The following is a 19,339-nucleotide window of genomic DNA, read 5'->3' as shown; positions in this document are numbered from 1 at the left end:
GATGTCGCCGCTCACGCAAGCGTGCGCTTGCTTGAGCGCATGCGAGACAGTTGCATTCCCATACGGCCGCTGGCGATGAGCCGCCGCGGCGCAGCGGTCCGCGAGGCATGCCGCACAATCCCGGGATGTCCCTGATCACCCTTTCGAATGCCCATCTGGCCTACGGCCACGTGGCCCTGCTCGACGGCGCGGCGTTTTCGCTGGAAGCCGGCGAGCGCGTCGGCCTGATCGGCCGTAACGGCACCGGCAAGTCGTCGCTGCTGAAGATCCTGGCCGGGCTGGAACGCCCCGACGACGGCAGCCTGCAGCTGCAGCAGGGCCTGCGCATCGCCTACGTGCCGCAGGAGCCGCAGTTCGCGCCCGGCGTCACGGTGTTCGACGCGGTGGGCCAGGGGCTGGCCGAGGTGCGCGAGCTGCGCCGGCGCTACGAGGCGCACGCCCCCGGCGAGGACCTGGACGCGCTGCAAAGCCGCATCGAGGCGCTGGACGGCTGGACCTGGGAGCAGCGCGTCGAGGAGACGCTGCAGCGCCTGCACCTGCGCGCGGACGAGCCGGTCGAGCGCCTGTCCGGCGGGACGAAGAAGCGCGTCGCGCTGGCGCAGGCGCTGGTCGCCCAGCCCGACGTGCTGCTGCTCGACGAGCCGACCAACCACCTGGACCTCGACTCGATCGGCTGGCTGGAAGAGCTGCTGCGCGCCTTCCGCGGCAGCGTGGTGCTGGTCACCCACGACCGCGCCTTCCTCGACGCGGTGGCCACGCGCATCGTCGAGCTCGACCGCGGCGTGCTGCGCAGCTATCCCGGCAACTTCAGCGCCTACGAGACGCTGAAGGAACAGCAGCTGGCCGACGAGGCGGTGCAGAACGCGAAGGCCGACAAGCTGCTGGCGCAGGAGGAGGCCTGGATCCGCAAGGGCGTGGAGGCGCGCCGCACGCGCAGCGTCAGCCGCGTCAAGCGCCTGCAGGCGCTACGCCAGCAGCGTGCCGAACGGCGCGAGGCGCTCGGGCGGGTCAGGCTGGACGTCGATGCCGGCGTGCGCAGCGGCAAGCTGGTCGCCGAGCTGCAGCACGTCAGCAAGTCCTACGACGGGCGTCCGGTGGTGCGCGACTTCTCCGCCACCCTCCTGCGCGGCGACAAGGTCGGCCTGATCGGCCCCAACGGCGCCGGCAAGACCACGCTGCTCAAGCTCATCCTCGGCGAGATCGAGCCCGACAGCGGCACCGTGCGGCGCGGCAGCAACCTGCAGGTGGCCTACTTCGACCAGATGCGCGAGGCGCTGGACCTCGACGCGACGCTGGCCGACACCATCAGCCCGGGCAGCGAGTGGATCGAGATCGGCAGCTCGCGCAAGCACGTGATGAGCTACCTGGGCGACTTCCTGTTCTCGCCCGCACGCGCCAACTCGCCGGTGCGCACGCTCTCCGGCGGCGAGCGCAACCGCCTGCTGCTGGCGCGCCTGTTCGCGCGGCCGGCCAACGTGCTGGTGCTGGACGAGCCGACCAACGACCTGGACATCGACACGCTGGAGCTGCTCGAGGAGCTGCTGCAGGACTACGAGGGCACGGTGTTCCTGGTCAGCCACGACCGCCGTTTCCTCGACAACGTGGTGACCAGCACCATCGCCTGGGAAGGCGACCAGCGCCCGGGCTTCTGGCGCGAGTACGAAGGCGGCTACGAGGACTGGCGCGTGCAGAGCGAGCGCAGCCGCGCGCTGCAGGAGCGCGCCGCGCCGGCGCCGGCCCCGGCGCCCGCGGCCCCGAAGCCGGAAGCGCCCCGGCCCGCGTCGAAGAAGCTGTCGTACAAGGAGCAGCGCGAGCTGGACGAACTGCCCGCGCGCATCGAGGCGCTGGAGGCCGAGCAGAAGCAGCTCGGCGAGCTGCTGGGCGGCAGCGAGATCTACAAGGGCGATCCGCGCCGCCTCGCCGAGGTGCAGGCCCGCTACGCGCAGATCGAGGAGGAACTGATGGCCGCGCTCGAGCGCTGGGAGGCGCTCGCCTCGCGCTGAACGTCGCGGCGCTCAGCCGTGGCGCCGGCGCAGGCCCAGCGTCGCGAGCCAGGAGTCGGCGGTCGAGGCCGGCAACGCGCGGCTGATGATCAGGCCCGACTGCAGGTACAGCGCGTTGAGCAGGCGCACCGCGCCGTCGCGGCTGCCCAGCAGCTCGGCCAGCTCGCGCAGCGACACCGGCTGCAGCCGCATGTGGCGGATCACCGCGCGCTGCAGCTTGTTCAGCGGCAGCGCCTGCAGGTCCAGGCCGGGGGCGGTGCGGTAGCAGGCGGTGCCGGCGATCTCGGGCAGCAGCTCGTGGCGCGCGCCGTCGATCGCCATCGCCCACAGCAGCGGGGCGATCGGGTGGTAGTGCTCGGCCGGCGCGACCAGGGCGCTTTCGGGGTCGCCCGGCGGGCGCAGCACGGCCGGCTCGATGCGCAGCACCTTCAGGTAGGCCAGGCGCTGCATCAGGTACACCTCGGGCTCGGCCGGGCAGTGGTAGAGCCGCTGGCGCGGGAACACCGTGATCGGCACCACGTAGCCTTCGGTCTGGCAGTGCACCACCACGCTTTGCGCATGGCGCAGGCAGGCGGCCAGCACTTCCACCACCTCGGTGCCGTTGGGGCTGTGCTCGAAGCGCTGCAGGTCGGCCAGCAGCGACGGGCTCAGCGACGCCGGCCCCACCGGTGCAGCCGCACCCGTGCCCGCCAGCTCGTCCAGGTAATGCTGGAAGGCGCTGGCGCGCATCAGTTCCGGTTCGCCGAAGGGGATGGTGGTCTCGTCCATGGCTGGGGCAGGGGCCCGGAGGACTGCAGCCGGGTGAAGGCGCAAAGCATGCCGCGCACAGCGGCAACCAAGCCTTGCATTGGTAAGTGTTGGTGACTTTACTTGACCGCCCGCCGCAAAGACAGTCGCAAACCCATCCGGACGAGGGATATCTGCCGCGATCTGGTCTTTTCTCACGCCCGGGGCCGTCACAGCTGGCGCCGGGCCCGTTCGAAATCGCGCCAGAAGCCTGCGTCCTGGGTGGTCGCGAAGTTGATGCGCATCAGCGAGCTGGGCCGGCGCACGGCATGGAACAGCGAGCCGGGGGCCAGCAGGTAGCCGTCGTCCATCATCACCTGCGCCAGCCGGTCGGTGTCCACCCCGGTGTCCACCCAGCCGAACAGCCCGGCCGGCTCGGTGACGAAGCGGCAGCCCGCCTGCAGGGCCAGCTGCACGGTGCGTGCCCGCGCCGCGCCGAGCCGGGCACGCACGCGCTCCGCATGGCGGCGGATCTGCCCCTGCTCCAGGCAGTGCGCCAGCGCCTGCTCGAACAGCGAGGGCGTGGTCAGCGTGCCCAGCAGCTTGGTGTCGATGAAGCGCTCGACCAGGTCGGGCGCGGCCGCCAGGTAGCCCACGCGCCAGTTGGGCGCGAGGATCTTCGCGAAGCCGCTGACGTAGATCGTGCGGCGCAGCCCGTCGAGCGCGCACATGCGTACCGCGTGCTGCTGGGCGAGGTGCGAGTAGGTGTCGTCCTCGACGATCAGGAAGCCGTACTGCTGCGCCAGCTGCAGCACCCGGTGCGCGCTGCTCGGGCTCAGGCACTGGCCGGTCGGGTTGTGCAGCACGCTCACGCTGATGAAGAGCTTGGGCCGCTGCGCCGGCTCGTAGGCCTCGCAGTAGCGGGCCATCACGTCCAGGTCCGGGCCGTGCTCGCGGCGCGGCACCGGCAGGATGCGCATGCCCATCAGCGTCAGCCGCGCGAACTCCACGGCCCAGCCGGGCTCGTCGACCATCACCGCATCGCCCGGGCGCAGCAGCGTGCGGCAGATGATGTCCAGCGCGTGCGTCGCGCCCACCGTGGTGACGATCTGCTCGGGCGCCGCCTCGATCTCCAGGGCGGCCAGCTTGTGCGACAGCGCCCGCCGCAACACCAGTTCGCCCGCCGGCTCGCCGTACTGCAGCGACAGCGAGAACAGGTTGGTCGCGCCGCTGACGCGCCGCACCGCCGTGCTCATGAAGGGCGCTTCCAGCCAGCCCGGCGGCAGCACGCCCATGCCGGGCACCGCCTTGGTCACGCCGTCCAGGCCATGCACCTGGCGGAACATGCCGCGGATCAGGGTCGCGGCGTCGACCGGGGGCTGGGTGCGGCCGTCCGCGCCGGGCCGGGGCGCCGGGCGGGCCGGCGCGGGCGCGGCAGGCTCGGCCATCTCGGCCCGCGATTCGCGCACGAAGAAGCCGCGGTTGCGGCGGGCCTCGATCAGGCCCTGGGCGAGCAGCTGGTCGTAGGCGGCCACCACGGTGTAGGGGCTGACGCCATGCCGGCGCGCGCATTCGCGCACCGAGGGCAGGCGCGAACCGGGCGGCAGCAGCCGGTTGCGGATGCGCTCGGCGAAGCGGTGGGCCAGCTGGGCGGTCAGCGTCTCGGCAGGAGAGCGGGTCAGCATGGGCGGCCTCTGTGCTGGCAAGGGGACCGATACAGCGTGCCAAGTGGCAGGGTTAACTGTATTGGCAGTGTATTGGCGGCAAGCATAGACTGCCCGGAATGACGCTGCAAGAATTCCTCGCCCTGCTGGTCCTGGCGACGGTGATGAGCTTCACCCCCGGGCCGAACACCACCCTGTCGACCGCGCTGGCCGCCAACGGCGGGCTGAAGTCGGCGCTGCGCTTCTGCCTCGCGGTGCCGGCCGGCTGGACCGTGCTGATGCTGGCCTGCGGGCTGGGGCTGGGGGCGGTCGTGACCACCGCGCCGCTGCTGCGCGGCGCGGTCAAGGCCGTCGGCATCGGCTACATGCTGTACCTCGCCTGGCGGCTGTGCCAGGTGCGCGTGCTGGCGCAGACCGACGGTGCGCGCCTGAACGTCGGCTTCCTGCAGGGCGTGGCGCTGCAGTTCGTCAACATCAAGGCCTGGATGCTGGCGCTCGCGCTCACCGGCGGCTGGGTGGTCAGCCAGGGCGGGCAGCCGGCGGCCAACCCCGGCGAGCGCCTGGTGATCGTGCTGGCGGTGATGGCGGTGTACGCCTTCGCCAGCAACTTCACCTATGCGCTGGTCGGCTCGCTGCTGCGACAGTGGCTCGCGCAGGGGGCGCGGCTGCTGGTCTTCAACCGCGTGATGGCGGTCGTGCTCGCCGCCACCGCCCTGTGGATGGTGAAGGTATGAGCACGGCCGCCTTGCGCCTGGCCGGCTCCGACGAGACGCGCGGGCTGTGGTTCGGCGTGCTCGGCGTGGCGATCTTCGCGCTGACGCTGCCGATGACGCGGCTGGCCACCGGGCCGGCCGAGGCGCCGCAGCTGTCGCCGTGGTTCGTCACCTTCGGGCGTGCCGCGCTGGCCGGGCTGCTGTCGCTGGGCTACCTCGCCTGGGTGCGGGGCCCCAGGCCGCAGGGGCGCCAGTGGGGGTGGCTGGCGGCCTCCGCCTCCGGCACGGTGCTGGGCTTTCCGCTGTTCCTGGCGCTCGGGCTGCGCCAGGTCGAGGCGGTGCACGCCGCGGTCATCATGGGCCTGCTGCCGCTGGTCACCGCGGTGGTCGCGGCGGTGGCCTGGCGGCAGCGTCCCTCCTGGGCGTTCTGGGCCTGCGCGGTGCTCGGCACGGCGCTGGTGGTCGCCTACGCGCTGCTGAAGGCCGGCTCGTCGCTGCAGGCCGGCCTGCACGTGCAGTGGGCCGACGGCCTGCTGGTGCTCGCGGTGCTGTCGGCCGCGCTCGGCTACGTCTGCGGCGCGCGCGTGACCGCGCAGCTGGGGGCCCCGCGCGTGATCTGCTGGGTGCTGGTGATGTCGCTGCCGTTCACGCTGCCGGCCGCAGGGCTGACCGCGCCGGCGCAGCCGGTGCAGGCCTCGGCCTGGGTGGGGTTCCTGTACGTGGCGCTGTTCTCGATGTGGCTGGGCTTCTTCGCCTGGTACCGGGGGCTGGCGCTGGGCGGGCCGGTGCGCGTCAGCCAGGTACAGCTGCTCCAGCCCTTCCTGTCGATGGTGTCGGCGGTGCCGCTGCTCGGCGAGCGGCTGGATGCGCTGACGCTGGGCTTCGGCCTGGCGGTGATCGCCACCGTCTTCCTCGGCAAGCGGGCCTCGGTCGACACCCGGGGAGCCGGCCGATGAAGGCAAGCCTGCACGAGGCGCTGGCGCAGCTGCCCGGCGGGCACGGCGAGCGCTACCGGCAGGTGCTGGCGCACGGCTCGATGCGCGTGGAGGTGTACGCGCCGCGCGGCACCGATGCACAGCAGCCGCACGCGCAGGACGAGCTGTACCTGGTCGTCAGCGGCCACGGCGTGTTCCGCAACGGCGAGACGCGCCATGCATTCGGCCCGGGCGACTGCCTGTTCGTGCCGGCCGGGCGCGAGCACCGCTTCGAGTCCTTTTCCGACGATTTCGTCACCTGGGTGGTCTTCTGGGGACCCGAGGGCGGCGAGGGAGAGATGGCGTGACCTGGACCCTGGCTCGGCGCGCCGAGCGCATGAACCCGTCGATCATCCGCGAGATCCTGAAGGTGACCGAACGCCCCGGCATCCTCTCGATGGCCGGCGGCCTGCCGTCGCCCGACAGCTTCCCGGTCGAGGCGGTGCAGGCCGCCACGCAGAAGGTGCTGCGCGAGGCACCGCGCGAGGCCCTGCAGTACGCCGCCAGCGAAGGCTACGGCCCGCTGCGCGAGTGGGTCGCCGACCACCTGGCCCGCCACGGCCTGCGCGTGCAGCCTTCCCAGGTACTGATCACCGCCGGCTCGCAGCAGGGGCTGGACCTGGTCGGCAAGGTGCTGCTCGACGCGGGCAGCCGCGTGCTGGTCGAGACGCCGACCTACCTCGGCGCCTTGCAGGCCTTCGCGCCGTTCGAGCCCGAGTTCGTGCCGGTGCCCTCGGACGACGACGGGCCGCTGCCCGAGGCGCTGGGCGACTGTGCCCGCGGTGCGCGCTTCTTCTACGTGCTGCCGAACTACCAGAACCCGAGCGGCCGCTGCATGAGCGAAGCGCGGCGGGCCGCGCTGGCCCGCGAGGCGCAGCGCCTGGGCCTGCCGCTGGTCGAGGACAACCCCTACGGCGACCTGTGGTTCGACGCGCCGCCGCCCGCGCCGCTGGTCGCGCGGGATCCGGAGCAGACGATCTACCTCGGCTCGTTCTCCAAGGTGCTGGCGCCCGGCCTGCGGCTGGGCTACGTGGTCGCGCCGCAGGCGCTGTACCCCAAGCTGCTGCAGGCCAAGCAGGCGGCCGACCTGCACACCCCGGTGTTCAACCAGCGCATCGTCCACGAGGTGGTGCGCGACGGCTTCCTCGACCGGCACCTGCCCGCGGTGCGCGCCCGCTATGCGGCGCAGCGCGACGCGATGCGCGCGGCGCTGGAACGCCACATGCCCGAGGGCTGCCGCTGGAACACCCCGGTGGGCGGCATGTTCTTCTGGATGCGCCTGCCCGACGGCATGGACGCGATGGCCCTGCTCGAGCATGCGGTCGAGGCGGGCGTCGCCTTCGTGCCGGGCGCGGCCTTCTACGCCCGCGACCCGCAGCCCGGGACGCTGCGGCTGTCCTTCGTGACGCTGACACCGGAACAGATCGAACGCGGCATCGCGACGCTGGTGCAGGTGCTGCGTGCCACCGCTGACCCGAGGAGATCCCCATGACCCGCCATGCCTTCAAGCAGGTCGATGTCTTCACCACCGAGGCCCTCAAGGGCAACCCGGTGGCCGTGGTGTTCGGTGCCGACGACCTGAGCGACGCGCAGATGCAGGCCTTCGCGCGCTGGACCAACCTGTCGGAGACCACCTTCCTGCTGCGGCCCACGCAGCCCGGCGCCGACTACCGGCTGCGCATCTTCACGCCTGGCAGCGAGCTGCCGTTTGCCGGACACCCGACGCTGGGCAGCTGCCACGCCTGGCTGGAAGCGGGCGGCCGTCCCCAGACGCCTGGCCAGGCGGTGCAGGAATGCGGCGTCGGGCGGGTGACGATCAGGCAGGACGGCGCGCGCCTGGCCTTTGCCGCGCCGCCGATGGCCGCGCGCGAGGTCGAGCCGGCGCTGCTGCGCCAGGTGCTCGCGGCGCTGGGTCTGGACGCTGCCCAGGTGCTGGCTGCGCGCTGGCTGGACAACGGCCCGAAGTGGCTAGCCCTGCACCTGGCCTCGGCGCGCGAGGTGCTGGCCATCGAGCCGGACTTCTCCGCGCTGGCGAAGCTGGCCTTCGTGGGCGCGATCGGCGCGTACCCGCCCGGCAGCGAGGCGCAGTACGAGGTGCGCGCCTTCGTGCCGGGCGACGGCATCCCGGAGGACCCGGTCACCGGCAGCCTCAACGCCAGCCTGGCCCAGTGGCTGATCGGCGCGGGCGTGGCGCCGCGCCGCTACGTCGCCGCCCAGGGCACCCGGCTGCAGCGCGCCGGGCGCGTGCACATCGAGGCCGACGGCGACACCGTCTGGGTCGGCGGTGCCTGCCGCACCTGCATCGACGGGAGCCTGTCGCTGTGAGCGCGCGGCTCGACCACCTCGTGATCGGCTGCGCCTCGCTGGAGCAGGGCGTGGCCTGGTGCGAGGCGAACCTCGGCGTCACCCCGGCAGCCGGTGGCCGGCACGCCTTCATGGGCACGCACAACCGGCTGCTGGCGCTGGCCGCCGCCGCTTCGTCGCACGCCTACCTGGAGCTGATCGCGATCGACCCGCAGGCCCCGCCGCCCGGCCGGCGCCGCTGGTTCGGCCTCGACGAGCCCGAGGTGCAGGCTGCGCTCGCGCAGCAGCCGCGGCTGCTGCACTGGGTGGCGCGCGTGGACGACGTGGCCCAGGCCGCTGCGGCCTGGCAGCGGCTCGGGCTGGACCCGGGCCCGGTCGTCGCGGCCGAGCGCGACACCCCGCACGGCCTGCTGCGCTGGCGCCTGACGGTGCGCGACGACGGCGCGCTGCTGCTGGGCGGGGCGCTGCCGACGCTGATCCAGTGGGGCGACGCCCACCCGGCCGACCGCCTGCCTGTCAGCGGCGTCGCGCTCGGGTCCCTGGTGTTGGGCGGCGGCGATTCGCCCGTGCTGGGCCGGGCGCTGCACGCGGTCGATGCCCAGGGCTTCGAGCTGCGCTCGGGCCTGCCGGCGCTGCGCGCCACCTTGAGCACGCCGCGCGGCGAGGTCGTGCTGACCGGCCTCGGCTGAGCCCATCCGCCCCGCACCGACACCGGAGGACCCACGACATGTTCTCGCTGCAGGAAATCGGGTTGTTCGCACTCGCGGCCGCCGTGCTGGCGCTGACGCCCGGACCCAACATGGTCTACAACGTCTCGCGCACCCTGTGCCAGGGACGCGCGGCCGGCCTGCTGTCGCTGGCCGGGGTGCTGGTGGGCTTCCTGTTCCACCTGACCATGGCCGCGCTCGGGCTGACCGCGGTGCTGCTGGCCGTGCCTTACGCCTTCGAGGTGATCAAGCTCGCCGGTGCGGCCTACCTGTTGTGGATGGCCTGGCAGGCCGTGCGCCCCGGCGGCGGCTCGCCGTTCGAGCCGCGCGAGCTGCCGCACGACCGGCCGGCGGTGCTGTTCCGCATGGGCCTGCTCACCAACCTGCTCAACCCCAAGGTGGCGGTGTTCTACCTCTCGTTCTTCCCGCAGTTCCTGCACCCCGAGCGTGGCGACGTGCTGCTGCAGAGCTTCCTGCTGGGCGGCGTGCAGATCGCGGTGAGCGCGGTCGTCAACCTCGGCTTCGTGCTGGGGGCAGCGGGCATCGCGCGCTTCCTGCAGCGCAGTCCCGGCTGGATGCGCGTGCAGCGCTGGGTGATGGGCACCGTGCTCGGGCTGCTGGCCGCGCGGCTGATGGCCGAACGCCGGTAAGCTGAGCCGCCCACCTGGCAAGGAGTCTGGAGACATGACCGAAGAACTGTTCCGCGAAGACAGCTACCTGCGCGAATGCACGGCCCGCATCACGGCCGTCGATGCGGCCGGCGTGCAGCTGGACCGCACCGTGTTCTATCCCCTGGGCGGCGGGCAGGCCGGCGACGCCGGCGAACTGCTGCTGGGCGACGGCCGCGTGCTGCGCATCGCCGACACCCGCAAGGGACCCGAGCCGGGCACCATCGTGCACCTGCCGGCGCCCGACCAGGACGCGCTGCTGGCCGACCTGCGACCGGGCATGGAGGTCACCGCGCGCATCGACTGGGCGCGCCGCGAGCGCCACATGCGCTTCCACACCGCGACGCACCTGCTGTGCGCGCTGGTGCCGCACCCGGTCGACGGCTGCTCGATCACCGCAGGCTACGCGCGGCTCGACTTCCACATGACCGAGCCGCTGGACAAGGACGAGCTCAGTGCCGGCATCGCCCGCCTGGTGCGCGAGGCGCATCCGGTCAGCCACAGCTGGATCACCGACGAGGAGCTCGACGCCAACCCGCACCTGGTGCGCAGCATGAGCGTGCAGCCCCCGCGCGGCACCGGCCGCGTGCGCGTGCTGAACATCGAGGGCGTGGACCTGCAGCCCTGCGGCGGCACCCACGTGCGCAACACGTCCGAGGTCGGCGCCGTCATCGTCACCAAGGTGGAGAAGAAGAGCGCCAGGACCCGCCGGGTCGTGCTCGGCTTTGCCGAGCCGGCCGAAGGCTGAAGGCGCTCTTTCGGGGATCGCTCACCTACCGTCGGGCAGGTGGGCGATCACCAGAATCCCTCAGCCAGGACCCGCTTCGGTCGTGCTCGGCTTTGCCGAGCCGGCCGAAGGCTGAAGGCGCTCTTCCGGGGAGTGCTCCCGTGCCGTCAGGCAAGTGAGCGATGACTATGCGCCCCGCTTCGGGCGTGCCTGGCCCGCCGTGCGAGCCGGGGGCGGGGCGTCGGCCCAGGTCCAGCGCTGCGCTGGCCGGGGGCAGATCCCGCTGGGCCGGGCGCGCCGGGGTGGTTAGACTCGGGGTTGCTGCCTGCGGCCTTGCCGCTTCGTTCCGCGTGATGGAATCGCCTCAGATACGCATCGTCAGTCCCGACACGCCCGACCTCTACGACGCCACCCGCGAGATCTTCCGCGAGTACGCCGACAGCCTGAACGTCGACCTCGCCTTTCAGGATTTCGAGCATGAGCTGGCGACGCTGCCGGGCGAATATGCCCCGCCCGGCGGCCGGCTGCTGCTGGCCTTCGTCGACGACGAGCTGGCCGGCTGCGGCGGCTACCGGCCGATCGCCGACGTCGACTACGCCAACGCCTGCGAGATGAAGCGCCTGTACGTGCGCAAGCCGTTCCGCCGCTTCGGGCTGGGGCGCATGCTGGCCCAGCACCTGATCGACGAGGCGCAGCGCAGCGGCTACTCGGTGATGCTGCTGGACACCCTCGACGAGATGGAGGCTGCGCGCTCGCTCTACGCCTCGCTCGGCTTCGAGGAAATCCCGCCGTACTACTACAACCCGCTGCCCGGCGCCCACTACCTCAAGGTGGACCTGGACTGAGCCGCGGGCCGGGCGGGTGCGCCTCCTGCTGCGGCACGGGTTACGCGCAGGTACCGGCTTAGCATCCGGGGCTGCGTCCCGATTCCTTCAGGAGGTCCGCCCATGCATGCCGTCGAGCCCTACCAGGTCTCGCTGGCGGTCGACCACCCCGCCGTGCTGGGGGAGTCGCCGCTGTGGCACCCCGTCGAGCAGGTGCTCTATTTCTGCGACATCGCCGGCCGCCGCCTGCACCGCTTCGACCCGCGCGGGCGCCGGCTGCACACGTGGACGCTGCCCAGCGAGGTGTGCTGCTGCGCGCCAGCGACCCAGGGGCAGCTGGTGCTGGCCATGCGCGACGGCATCTGGCGCTTCGATCCGCGGCGCGGCGAACGCACGCTGATCGTGCCGCCGCCCTACGACCCGGCGCAGGAGCGCTTCAACGACGGCAAGTGCGACCCGGGCGGGCGACTGTGGTGCGGCACGCTCTACGAGCCGCGCGAACCGGCGCTGGCCGCGCTGTACCGGCTGGACGAACACGGGCGGCTGAGCCGCGAGGGCGACGGCATCACGGTCTCCAACGGGCTGGCCTGGAGTCCGGACGGCCGCACCATGTACTGGAGCGACACGCGCGCGCACACCATCTACGCGCTGGACTTCGACCCGGCCGCCGGTCGCGCGGGCGCGCGGCGCGTGTTCGCGCGCTTCGAGCCGAAGCGGCCGGACCAGCCGCTCGACGCCTACGGCGGGCGCCCGGACGGCGCCGCGGTCGATGCCGAGGGCAACTACTGGGTCGCGATGTACGAAGGGGCGCGGCTGCTGCAGCTGTCGCCGCAGGGGCAGGTGCTGCGCGAGGTGCGGCTGCCGGTGCGTTGCCCGACCATGCCCTGCTTCGGCGGCGCGGACCTCAGGACGCTGTACGTGACCACCGCGCGCGAGAAGCGCCCGCCCGAGGAGCTGGCCGCGCAGCCCTGGGCCGGGTGCGTGCTGCAGCTGCGCGTCGAGGTGCCGGGACTGTCGGCAGCGGGCTACATCGGCTGAAGCGGCACCGTGCTCGCAGGCCTTGCGAGGCCGGCCTAGCACAGGCAGCCGGGCGGGTTCTTTGACATCCGACAGGCGGGGTGGCGGAGTGTTCGGGGTTTCCACGTATAATCCCGCGGATTTGCCGCAACCAAGCCGAGATCGAGCGCCATGACCGCGAAACATGCCGACCATGGTGGACCCGATACGGTTCCAGATGCGGCCGACGAGGCGACTTTCAAGCCCCTGAGCCGTGAAGAGGCGCAGGCCTTGATGGCGCAGCACCCGCCGCTCTCACCCTGGCGGGTGGTCGCGGTGCAAGCCGTGGCGGGCGTGGTGGTGGCGGCCCTGTGGTACGCCGTCACGCGCAAGGGTGGGGCGGCATGGTCGGCGCTGTATGGCGCTGCCGCCGTGGTGCTCCCGGGTGCCTTGATGGCGCGCGGGTTGACCAGCAGGATTTCCAGGGCCAGTCCCGGCGCCGCGGTGCTCGGGTTCATGTTCTGGGAGTCGCTGAAGATCGCGCTGGCCGTCGCCATGCTGGTGGCGGCCGCCAAGGTGGTGCCCGACCTGAGCTGGCCTGCATTGCTGGTCACGATGGTCGTGTGCATGAAAGTCAGTTGGCTGGCCCTGCTGCTGCGGCGGGGACAGGCAAAGCAAACGTCGTAAAGACCGTTCGAGAGAAGAACCGATGGCTGCCGAAGGACACGGACCGACCCCCGGTGAATACATCCAGCACCACCTCCAGCACTTCCAGAACCGTGCGCAGGAGGGGCTGGCGAACTTCTCGCTCAGCGAGCCGGTGCTCAAGCTCGACTCGCTGTTCTGGGCCATCGTGCTGGGCGTGATCGGCTGCTTCTTCCTGTGGCGCATCGCCAAGGCCGCCACTTCCGGCGTGCCGGGCCGTGCCCAGGCCTTCGTCGAGATGATGGTCGAGCTGGTCGACACCCAGGCCAAGGGCATCATCCACAACGAGGCCTCGCGCCGCGCGATCGCCCCGCTGGCGCTGACCGCCTTCGTCTGGATCTTCCTGATGAACGCGATGGACCTGCTGCCGGTGGACCTGATCCCGCGCATCTGGGAAGGCATCTATGCCGCCAACGGCGGTGACCCGCACCACGCCTACATGCGCGTCGTGCCGACCGCGGACCTGTCGGTCACGCTGGGCCTGGCCATCACCGTGCTGCTGGCGCGCATCTACTACAACATCAAGATCAAGGGCCTGGGCGGCTGGATCAAGGAACTGTTCTCCGCCCCGTTCCACGCCCACGGCTTCATGGCCGTCGTGCTGGCCCCGGTGAACCTGATCATGCAGATCATCGAGTTCACGGCCAACACCATCTCCCACGGCATGCGGCTGTTCGGCAACATGTTCGCCGGCGAGCTGGTGTTCATGCTGATCGCGCTGCTGGGCGGTGCCGCGGCGCTGTCGCTGGGCGGTGCGCTGCTGTTCGCCGGTCACGTGATCGCCGGCACCATCTGGGCCATCTTCCACATCCTGATCATCACGCTGCAGGCCTTCATCTTCATGATGCTGACCCTGGTCTACCTGGGTCAGGCGCACGACAAGCACTGACGCATCGCTGCAGTACCGGTTTCTTTTCCCTTCTTTCCGTCCGTCAACTACTTCTCTTACTCATAGGAGCAATCATGGAAAACGTGTTGGGTCTCGTCGCTCTGGCTTGCGGTCTGATCATCGGCCTGGGCGCCATCGGTGCCTGTATCGGTATCGCGCTGATGGGCGGCAAGTACCTGGAAGCTTCGGCCCGCCAGCCCGAGCTGATGAACGAACTGCAAACCAAGATGTTCCTGCTGGCCGGCCTGATCGACGCTGCGTTCCTGATCGGTGTCGGTATCGCGATGCTGTTCGCCTTCGCCAATCCGTTCGTTGCCTAAGCGCTCCTTTCTCTACAGCAACTTTCCCAAGTTCTAACCGAGAGAGGTCGAAGCCGTGAATCTGAACGCAACGCTGTTGGCGCAGATCGTCGTCTTCCTGATCCTCTGGTGGTTCACGATGAAGTTCGTGTGGCCGCCGATCACGAAGGCGCTCGATGAGCGCGCCAAGAAGATCGCCGACGGCCTGGCCGCGGCCGACAAGGCCAAGCTGGAGCTGTCTGCCGCCAACAAGCGCGTCGAGGAACAGCTCGCCCAGACCCGCGAAGAGGCCACCAAGCGCATTGCGGACGCCGAAAAGCGTGCGCAGTCCATCGTCGAGGAAGCCAAGAAGCGGGCCGACGAAGAGGCTGCCAAGATCATCGCCCAAGCCAAGGCGGAAGCCGAGCAGCAGATGATCCAGGCGCGCGAAGCCCTGCGCGAGCAGGTTGCCACGCTGGCGGTCAAGGGGGCCGAGCAGATCCTGAGGCGCGAAGTCAACGCCAGCGTTCACGCTGACCTGTTGAACCGCTTGAAAACCGAGCTTTGATCATGGCTGAGCTCGCAACCATCGCGCGTCCCTATGCCGAGGCCCTGTTCGAAGTGGCCAGCAAGGGGGATTTGAACCAGTGGGCAGACCAGGTCGACCAGCTGGCGGCCGTGGCGTCCAACGAGCAGCTGCTGCAGTTTGCCGAGCACCCCAAGGTGACGGCGCAGCAGGTGTTCGACGTGATCGTCTCGGTCGTCAAGACGCCGCTGAGCGACGCTGCGAAGAACTTCCTTCGCACGCTGATCGACAACGGCCGGCTGGTTGCCCTGCCCGAGATCGCCGCGCAGTTCCATGCGCTGAAGAACGCCCGTTCGGGCGTGGCTGACGCGAAGGTGTACAGCGCCTTCCCGATCGAGCCGGCGCAGCTGGCGGAACTGGCGGCGACGCTCGAGAAGCGCTTCGGCCGCAAGCTGCAGCCCACCGTGGAGATCGATCCCGATCTGATCGGAGGGGTGCGCGTGGTGGTCGGCGACGAGGTGCTCGACACCTCGGTCAAGGCCCGCCTGGAACGCATGAAGGCCGCGCTGACCGCCTGAGGTCTGCGCAGCCGAAGGACCGTAGGACCTGGGTGCCGCGCACGGGCGCCCCAGGGACATCCGGGCGCGAGCCCGGACAGCCGTTGCGGCCGCAGGGCCGAGGACGAGACTGGGAGCAAGCAATGCAACTGAATCCCGCTGAAATTTCTGAACTGATCAAGAGCCGTATCGAGGGCCTCGATACGGCTGCGGACATCCGCAATCAAGGCACCGTGGTGTCGGTGACGGACGGCATCTGCCGCATCCACGGCCTGTCGGACGTGATGGCGGGTGAAATGCTCGAATTCCCGGGCAACACCTTCGGTCTGGCGCTGAACCTCGAGCGCGACTCGGTCGGTGCGGTGATTCTGGGCGAGTACGCCCACATCTCCGAAGGCGACACCGTCAAGTGCACGGGCCGCATCCTGGAAGTGCCGGTCGGCCCCGAGCTGATCGGCCGCGTCGTGGACGCCCTGGGCCGCCCGATCGACGGCAAGGGCCCGATCAACGCCAAGCTGACGGACGTGATCGAGAAGGTCGCTCCCGGCGTGATCGCGCGCCAGTCGGTGTCGCAGCCGCTGCAGACCGGCCTGAAGGCCATCGACTCGATGGTGCCGATCGGCCGCGGCCAGCGCGAGCTGATCATTGGCGACCGCCAGACCGGCAAGACCGCGGTGGCGATCGACACCATCATCAACCAGAAGGGCCAGGGCGTCATCTGTATCTACGTCGCGATCGGCCAGAAGGCCTCGTCGATCAAGAACGTGGTGCGCGCGCTGGAACAGCACGGCGCGATGGAGTACACCATCGTCGTGGCCGCCTCGGCGTCCGAATCCGCCGCGATGCAGTACATCTCGGCCTACTCGGGCTGCACGATGGGCGAATACTTCCGCGACCGCGGCCAGGACGCCCTGATCGTCTACGACGACCTGTCCAAGCAGGCCGTCGCCTACCGCCAGGTCTCGCTGCTGCTGCGCCGTCCGCCGGGCCGCGAAGCCTTCCCTGGCGACATCTTCTACCTGCACTCGCGCCTGCTCGAGCGTGCCGCGCGCGTGAACGCCGACTACGTCGAGAAGTTCACCAACGGCGAGGTCAAGGGCAAGACCGGCTCGCTGACCGCGCTGCCGATCATCGAGACGCAGGCCGGTGACGTGTCGGCGTTCGTGCCGACCAACGTGATCTCGATCACCGACGGCCAGATCTTCCTGGAAACCAACCTGTTCAACGCCGGCATCCGTCCCGCCATCAACGCGGGTATCTCGGTGTCGCGCGTCGGTGGTGCCGCCCAGACCAAGCTGATCAAGGGCCTGTCCGGCGGTATCCGTACCGACCTGGCGCAGTACCGTGAGCTGGCCGCCTTCGCGCAGTTCGCCTCCGACCTGGACGAAGCGACCCGCAAGCAGCTGGACCGCGGTGCCCGCGTGACCGAGCTGCTGAAGCAGCCGCAGTACTCGCCGCTGCCGATCAGCCTGATGGCCGCGTCGCTGTACGCCGTCAACAAGGGCTACATGGACGACATCGACGTGAAGAAGGTGCTTGCCTTCGAACACGGCCTGCATCAGTTCCTGAAGACCAGCCACGCCAAGCTGCTCGAGAAGCTCGAGACGGAAAAGGCGATGGACAAGGACGCCGAAGCCGAGCTGCAGAGCGCGATCGAGGCGTTCAAGAAGAGCTTCGCCTGATGAACAAGCCTGCCCGTGCCGTGGCCGGGACCCGTCCCGGCCGCCACGCGGGCATGTGAAGGAGCTGACGAATGGCAGCAGGAAAAGAAATACGCGGCAAGATCAAATCGGTGGAAAACACCAAGAAGATCACCAAGGCCATGGAGATGGTCGCCGCGTCCAAGATGCGCAAGGCGCAGGACCGCATGCGTGCGGCCCGGCCTTACGCCGAGAAGGTGCGCAGCATCGCGGCCAACCTGGCGCAGGCCAACCCCGAATACCGTCCGCCGCTGCTGCAGAAGAACAGCGGCACCGGCCAGGTCGGGATGATCATCGTCACCACCGACAAGGGCCTGTGCGGGGGCCTGAATACCAACATCCTGCGCGCCACCACGGCCAAGCTGAAGGAGCTGGAAGACCAGGGCCTGAAGACGCAGGCCGTGGGCATCGGCAGCAAGGGTGTGGCCTTCCTGAACCGCATCGGTGCCAAGGTGGTGGCCCAGGTCACCCAGCTGGGCGACAAGCCGCACCTGGATCGCCTGATCGGTCCGGTCAAGACGCTGCTCGACCAGTACGCCGAGGGCAAGCTGGACGCCGTCTACCTGTGCTACACGAAGTTCATCAACACGATGAAGCAGGAGCCGGTGGTCATGCAGCTGCTGCCGCTGGCGGCCGACACGCTGGACGTCGACAAGTCCGCGCATGCCTGGGACTACATCTACGAGCCGGATGCGCAGACCGTCATCGACGACCTGCTGGTGCGCTATGTCGAGGCGCTGGTCTACCAGGCCGTCGCCGAGAACATGGCCTCGGAGCAGTCGGCGCGCATGGTGGCGATGAAGGCTGCGACCGACAACGCCGGCAACCTGATCAACGAGCTCAAGCTCGAGTACAACAAGACGCGTCAGGCGGCGATCACCACGGAACTGGCAGAGATCGTCAGCGGTGCGGCCGCCGTCTGACGGCACGGCTGTCGAAGGCATCCAACGGAATATTGATTGAAGGAACGAAAAATGGCTGAAGGCAAGATCGTTCAGTGCATCGGCGCCGTGGTGGACGTGGAGTTCCCGCGCGACGCGATGCCCAAGGTGTACGACGCCCTGAAGATGGACGGCGGCGACCTGACCCTGGAAGTGCAGCAGCAGCTGGGCGACGGCGTGGTCCGCACGATTGCGCTGGGCTCGACCGACGGCCTGCGCCGCGGTCTGGTCGTGCGCAACACCGGTGCCCCGATCACGGTGCCGGTCGGCAAGGCGACCCTGGGCCGCATCATGGACGTGCTGGGCAACCCGATCGACGAGCGCGGTCCGGTGAGCCAGGAACTGACGGCGTCGATCCACCGCAAGGCCCCGGCATACGACGAGCTGTCGCCGTCGACGGAACTGCTCGAAACCGGCATCAAGGTGATCGACCTGATCTGCCCGTTCGCCAAGGGCGGCAAGGTGGGCCTGTTCGGCGGTGCCGGCGTGGGCAAGACCGTGAACATGATGGAGCTCATCAACAACATCGCCAAGGCCCACTCGGGTCTGTCGGTGTTCGCGGGCGTGGGCGAGCGTACCCGTGAGGGCAACGACTTCTACCACGAGATGATCGACTCCAAGGTCGTGGTGCCGGACAACCTGGGCGAGTCCAAGGTGGCCATGGTCTACGGCCAGATGAACGAGCCGCCGGGCAACCGTCTGCGCGTGGCGCTGACCGGCCTGACGATCGCCGAATCGTTCCGTGACGAAGGCCGTGACGTGCTGTTCTTCGTCGACAACATCTACCGCTACACGCTGGCCGGTACCGAAGTGTCGGCGCTGCTGGGCCGGATGCCGTCGGCGGTGGGCTACCAGCCGACGCTGGCCGAGGAAATGGGCAAGCTGCAGGAGCGGATCACGTCGACCAAGGTCGGCTCGATCACCTCGATCCAGGCCGTGTACGTGCCCGCGGACGACCTGACCGACCCGTCGCCGGCCACGACCTTCGCCCACCTGGACGCCACCGTCGTGCTGTCGCGTGACATCGCCGCGCTGGGTATCTACCCTGCCGTGGACCCGCTGGACTCCACCAGCCGCCAGGTCGACCCGAACGTCGTCGGCGAAGAGCACTACAACACGACCCGCGCCGTGCAGGCCGTGCTGCAGCGCTACAAGGAACTGCGCGACATCATCGCAATCCTGGGCATGGACGAACTGTCGCCGGAAGACAAGCTGGCCGTGGCGCGCGCCCGGAAGATCCAGCGCTTCCTGTCGCAGCCGTTCCACGTGGCCGAAGTGTTCACGGGCCAGCCCGGCAAGTACGTGCCGCTGAAGGAAACCATCCGCGGCTTCAAGATGATCGTCAACGGCGAGTGCGACAGCCTCCCCGAGCAGGCCTTCTACATGGTCGGCACGATCGACGAGGCCTTCGAGAAAGCCAAGAAGCTGCAGTAATCC

General features: G+C 69.9%; 21 protein-coding genes. 19 read left to right on the top strand and 2 right to left on the bottom strand.

What is annotated here, in order from left to right; translation table 11 throughout:
- Positions 1 to 125: 125 nt before the first annotated feature.
- Positions 126 to 2,003, top strand: coding sequence for an ATP-binding cassette domain-containing protein (locus IS481_RS16475; protein ID WP_104356423.1), 1,878 nt, complete (start codon positions 126 to 128; stop codon positions 2,001 to 2,003).
- A 12-nt stretch (positions 2,004 to 2,015) separates the two neighbouring features.
- Here the strand turns inward: IS481_RS16475 and IS481_RS16470 are convergent, their stop codons facing one another.
- Together IS481_RS16470 and IS481_RS16465 are read right to left on the bottom strand one after the other, a co-directional pair.
- Positions 2,016 to 2,771, bottom strand: coding sequence for a hypothetical protein (locus IS481_RS16470; RefSeq protein WP_104356255.1), 756 nt, complete (start codon positions 2,769 to 2,771; stop codon positions 2,016 to 2,018).
- 188 nt (positions 2,772 to 2,959) lie between these two features.
- Entirely contained in the window at positions 2,960 to 4,414 is a 1,455-nt protein-coding gene (locus IS481_RS16465; RefSeq protein ID WP_104356254.1) for an aminotransferase-like domain-containing protein, read from the bottom strand.
- Between the two features lie 98 nt (positions 4,415 to 4,512).
- Between IS481_RS16465 and IS481_RS16460 the strand changes: the two genes are divergently transcribed.
- The 18 genes from IS481_RS16460 to atpD all read left to right on the top strand — a co-directional run bounded on the left by IS481_RS16460 (position 4,513) and on the right by atpD (position 19,336).
- The gene (locus IS481_RS16460; protein WP_104356253.1) at positions 4,513 to 5,127 is read left to right on the top strand and encodes a LysE family translocator; all 615 of its coding nucleotides are present in this window, start codon (positions 4,513 to 4,515) and stop codon (positions 5,125 to 5,127) included.
- Entirely contained in the window at positions 5,124 to 6,062 is a 939-nt protein-coding gene (locus tag IS481_RS16455) for a DMT family transporter (protein WP_104356252.1), read from the top strand. Before IS481_RS16460 ends, IS481_RS16455 begins: the two co-directional genes overlap by 4 nt.
- Entirely contained in the window at positions 6,059 to 6,388 is a 330-nt protein-coding gene (locus IS481_RS16450; RefSeq protein ID WP_104356251.1) for a cupin domain-containing protein, read from the top strand. The genes IS481_RS16455 and IS481_RS16450 overlap by 4 nt, the downstream gene beginning before the upstream one ends.
- Positions 6,385 to 7,572: an aminotransferase-like domain-containing protein gene (locus IS481_RS16445; RefSeq protein ID WP_104356250.1), complete on the top strand. Its 1,188-nt coding sequence runs from the start codon at positions 6,385 to 6,387 to the stop codon at positions 7,570 to 7,572. Before IS481_RS16450 ends, IS481_RS16445 begins: the two co-directional genes overlap by 4 nt.
- Positions 7,569 to 8,405 carry a PhzF family phenazine biosynthesis protein gene (locus IS481_RS16440; protein ID WP_104356249.1) on the top strand — a complete coding sequence of 279 codons (837 nt, stop codon included), beginning with the start codon at positions 7,569 to 7,571 and terminating at the stop codon, positions 8,403 to 8,405. The genes IS481_RS16445 and IS481_RS16440 overlap by 4 nt, the downstream gene beginning before the upstream one ends.
- Positions 8,402 to 9,073: a VOC family protein gene (locus tag IS481_RS16435; RefSeq protein WP_104356248.1), complete on the top strand. Its 672-nt coding sequence runs from the start codon at positions 8,402 to 8,404 to the stop codon at positions 9,071 to 9,073. The genes IS481_RS16440 and IS481_RS16435 overlap by 4 nt, the downstream gene beginning before the upstream one ends.
- A gap of 38 nt (positions 9,074 to 9,111) precedes the next feature.
- Positions 9,112 to 9,741, top strand: a complete 630-nt coding sequence (locus IS481_RS16430; protein ID WP_104356247.1) for a LysE family translocator — start codon at positions 9,112 to 9,114, stop codon at positions 9,739 to 9,741.
- Between the two features lie 34 nt (positions 9,742 to 9,775).
- A complete protein-coding gene (locus IS481_RS16425; protein ID WP_104356246.1) occupies positions 9,776 to 10,507 on the top strand; it encodes an alanyl-tRNA editing protein in 732 nt (243 codons plus the stop codon).
- A gap of 332 nt (positions 10,508 to 10,839) precedes the next feature.
- The gene (locus IS481_RS16420; protein WP_104356245.1) at positions 10,840 to 11,331 is read left to right on the top strand and encodes a GNAT family N-acetyltransferase; all 492 of its coding nucleotides are present in this window, start codon (positions 10,840 to 10,842) and stop codon (positions 11,329 to 11,331) included.
- A 102-nt stretch (positions 11,332 to 11,433) separates the two neighbouring features.
- Positions 11,434 to 12,348 carry an SMP-30/gluconolactonase/LRE family protein gene (locus tag IS481_RS16415; RefSeq protein ID WP_104356244.1) on the top strand — a complete coding sequence of 305 codons (915 nt, stop codon included), beginning with the start codon at positions 11,434 to 11,436 and terminating at the stop codon, positions 12,346 to 12,348.
- A 150-nt stretch (positions 12,349 to 12,498) separates the two neighbouring features.
- The gene (locus IS481_RS16410) at positions 12,499 to 12,993 is read left to right on the top strand and encodes an ATP synthase subunit I (protein WP_104356243.1); all 495 of its coding nucleotides are present in this window, start codon (positions 12,499 to 12,501) and stop codon (positions 12,991 to 12,993) included.
- 22 nt (positions 12,994 to 13,015) lie between these two features.
- Positions 13,016 to 13,900, top strand: coding sequence for a F0F1 ATP synthase subunit A (gene atpB / locus IS481_RS16405; protein WP_104356242.1), 885 nt, complete (start codon positions 13,016 to 13,018; stop codon positions 13,898 to 13,900).
- Positions 13,901 to 13,974: 74 nt separating this feature from the next.
- Complete coding sequence (gene atpE, locus IS481_RS16400; RefSeq protein ID WP_104356241.1) at positions 13,975 to 14,220, top strand: F0F1 ATP synthase subunit C; 246 nt, start codon at positions 13,975 to 13,977, stop codon at positions 14,218 to 14,220.
- 55 nt (positions 14,221 to 14,275) lie between these two features.
- Complete coding sequence (locus tag IS481_RS16395; protein WP_104356240.1) at positions 14,276 to 14,746, top strand: F0F1 ATP synthase subunit B; 471 nt, start codon at positions 14,276 to 14,278, stop codon at positions 14,744 to 14,746.
- Positions 14,747 to 14,748: 2 nt separating this feature from the next.
- Positions 14,749 to 15,282, top strand: coding sequence for a F0F1 ATP synthase subunit delta (locus tag IS481_RS16390; RefSeq protein WP_104356239.1), 534 nt, complete (start codon positions 14,749 to 14,751; stop codon positions 15,280 to 15,282).
- Between the two features lie 122 nt (positions 15,283 to 15,404).
- A complete protein-coding gene (gene atpA / locus IS481_RS16385; protein WP_104356238.1) occupies positions 15,405 to 16,943 on the top strand; it encodes a F0F1 ATP synthase subunit alpha in 1,539 nt (512 codons plus the stop codon).
- A gap of 71 nt (positions 16,944 to 17,014) precedes the next feature.
- Positions 17,015 to 17,884 (top strand): F0F1 ATP synthase subunit gamma, encoded by an 870-nt coding sequence (gene atpG, locus IS481_RS16380; RefSeq protein WP_104356237.1) that lies wholly within the window; start codon positions 17,015 to 17,017, stop codon positions 17,882 to 17,884.
- A gap of 51 nt (positions 17,885 to 17,935) precedes the next feature.
- The gene (gene atpD, locus IS481_RS16375; RefSeq protein ID WP_104356236.1) at positions 17,936 to 19,336 is read left to right on the top strand and encodes a F0F1 ATP synthase subunit beta; all 1,401 of its coding nucleotides are present in this window, start codon (positions 17,936 to 17,938) and stop codon (positions 19,334 to 19,336) included.
- The last annotated feature ends 3 nt before the right edge of the window (positions 19,337 to 19,339 follow it).

Source organism: Caldimonas thermodepolymerans, assembly GCF_015476235.1.
GTDB lineage: Bacteria > Pseudomonadota > Gammaproteobacteria > Burkholderiales > Burkholderiaceae_C > Caldimonas > Caldimonas thermodepolymerans.
Note: the sequence above shows the minus strand (reverse complement) of the source record. Positions and strands in the feature narration are given on the sequence as shown.

Bases quoted from the DNA above. Each gene is read 5' to 3' on its own strand.
- atpB (WP_104356242.1), top strand. From the start codon at position 13,016: ATGGCTGCCGAAGGACACGGACCGACCCCCGGTGAATACATCCAGCAC.
- IS481_RS16430 (WP_104356247.1), top strand. From the start codon at position 9,112: ATGTTCTCGCTGCAGGAAATCGGGTTGTTCGCACTCGCGGCCGCCGTG.
- IS481_RS16470 (WP_104356255.1), bottom strand. From the start codon at position 2,771: ATGGACGAGACCACCATCCCCTTCGGCGAACCGGAACTGATGCGCGCC.
- atpA (WP_104356238.1), top strand. From the start codon at position 15,405: ATGCAACTGAATCCCGCTGAAATTTCTGAACTGATCAAGAGCCGTATC.
- IS481_RS16440 (WP_104356249.1), top strand. From the start codon at position 7,569: ATGACCCGCCATGCCTTCAAGCAGGTCGATGTCTTCACCACCGAGGCC.
- IS481_RS16425 (WP_104356246.1), top strand. From the start codon at position 9,776: ATGACCGAAGAACTGTTCCGCGAAGACAGCTACCTGCGCGAATGCACG.
- atpG (WP_104356237.1), top strand. From the start codon at position 17,015: ATGGCAGCAGGAAAAGAAATACGCGGCAAGATCAAATCGGTGGAAAAC.
- atpD (WP_104356236.1), top strand. From the start codon at position 17,936: ATGGCTGAAGGCAAGATCGTTCAGTGCATCGGCGCCGTGGTGGACGTG.
- atpE (WP_104356241.1), top strand. From the start codon at position 13,975: ATGGAAAACGTGTTGGGTCTCGTCGCTCTGGCTTGCGGTCTGATCATC.
- IS481_RS16460 (WP_104356253.1), top strand. From the start codon at position 4,513: ATGACGCTGCAAGAATTCCTCGCCCTGCTGGTCCTGGCGACGGTGATG.
- IS481_RS16390 (WP_104356239.1), top strand. From the start codon at position 14,749: ATGGCTGAGCTCGCAACCATCGCGCGTCCCTATGCCGAGGCCCTGTTC.
- IS481_RS16415 (WP_104356244.1), top strand. From the start codon at position 11,434: ATGCATGCCGTCGAGCCCTACCAGGTCTCGCTGGCGGTCGACCACCCC.
- IS481_RS16450 (WP_104356251.1), top strand. From the start codon at position 6,059: ATGAAGGCAAGCCTGCACGAGGCGCTGGCGCAGCTGCCCGGCGGGCAC.
- IS481_RS16420 (WP_104356245.1), top strand. From the start codon at position 10,840: ATGGAATCGCCTCAGATACGCATCGTCAGTCCCGACACGCCCGACCTC.
- IS481_RS16410 (WP_104356243.1), top strand. From the start codon at position 12,499: ATGACCGCGAAACATGCCGACCATGGTGGACCCGATACGGTTCCAGAT.
- IS481_RS16465 (WP_104356254.1), bottom strand. From the start codon at position 4,414: ATGCTGACCCGCTCTCCTGCCGAGACGCTGACCGCCCAGCTGGCCCAC.
- IS481_RS16455 (WP_104356252.1), top strand. From the start codon at position 5,124: ATGAGCACGGCCGCCTTGCGCCTGGCCGGCTCCGACGAGACGCGCGGG.
- IS481_RS16475 (WP_104356423.1), top strand. From the start codon at position 126: ATGTCCCTGATCACCCTTTCGAATGCCCATCTGGCCTACGGCCACGTG.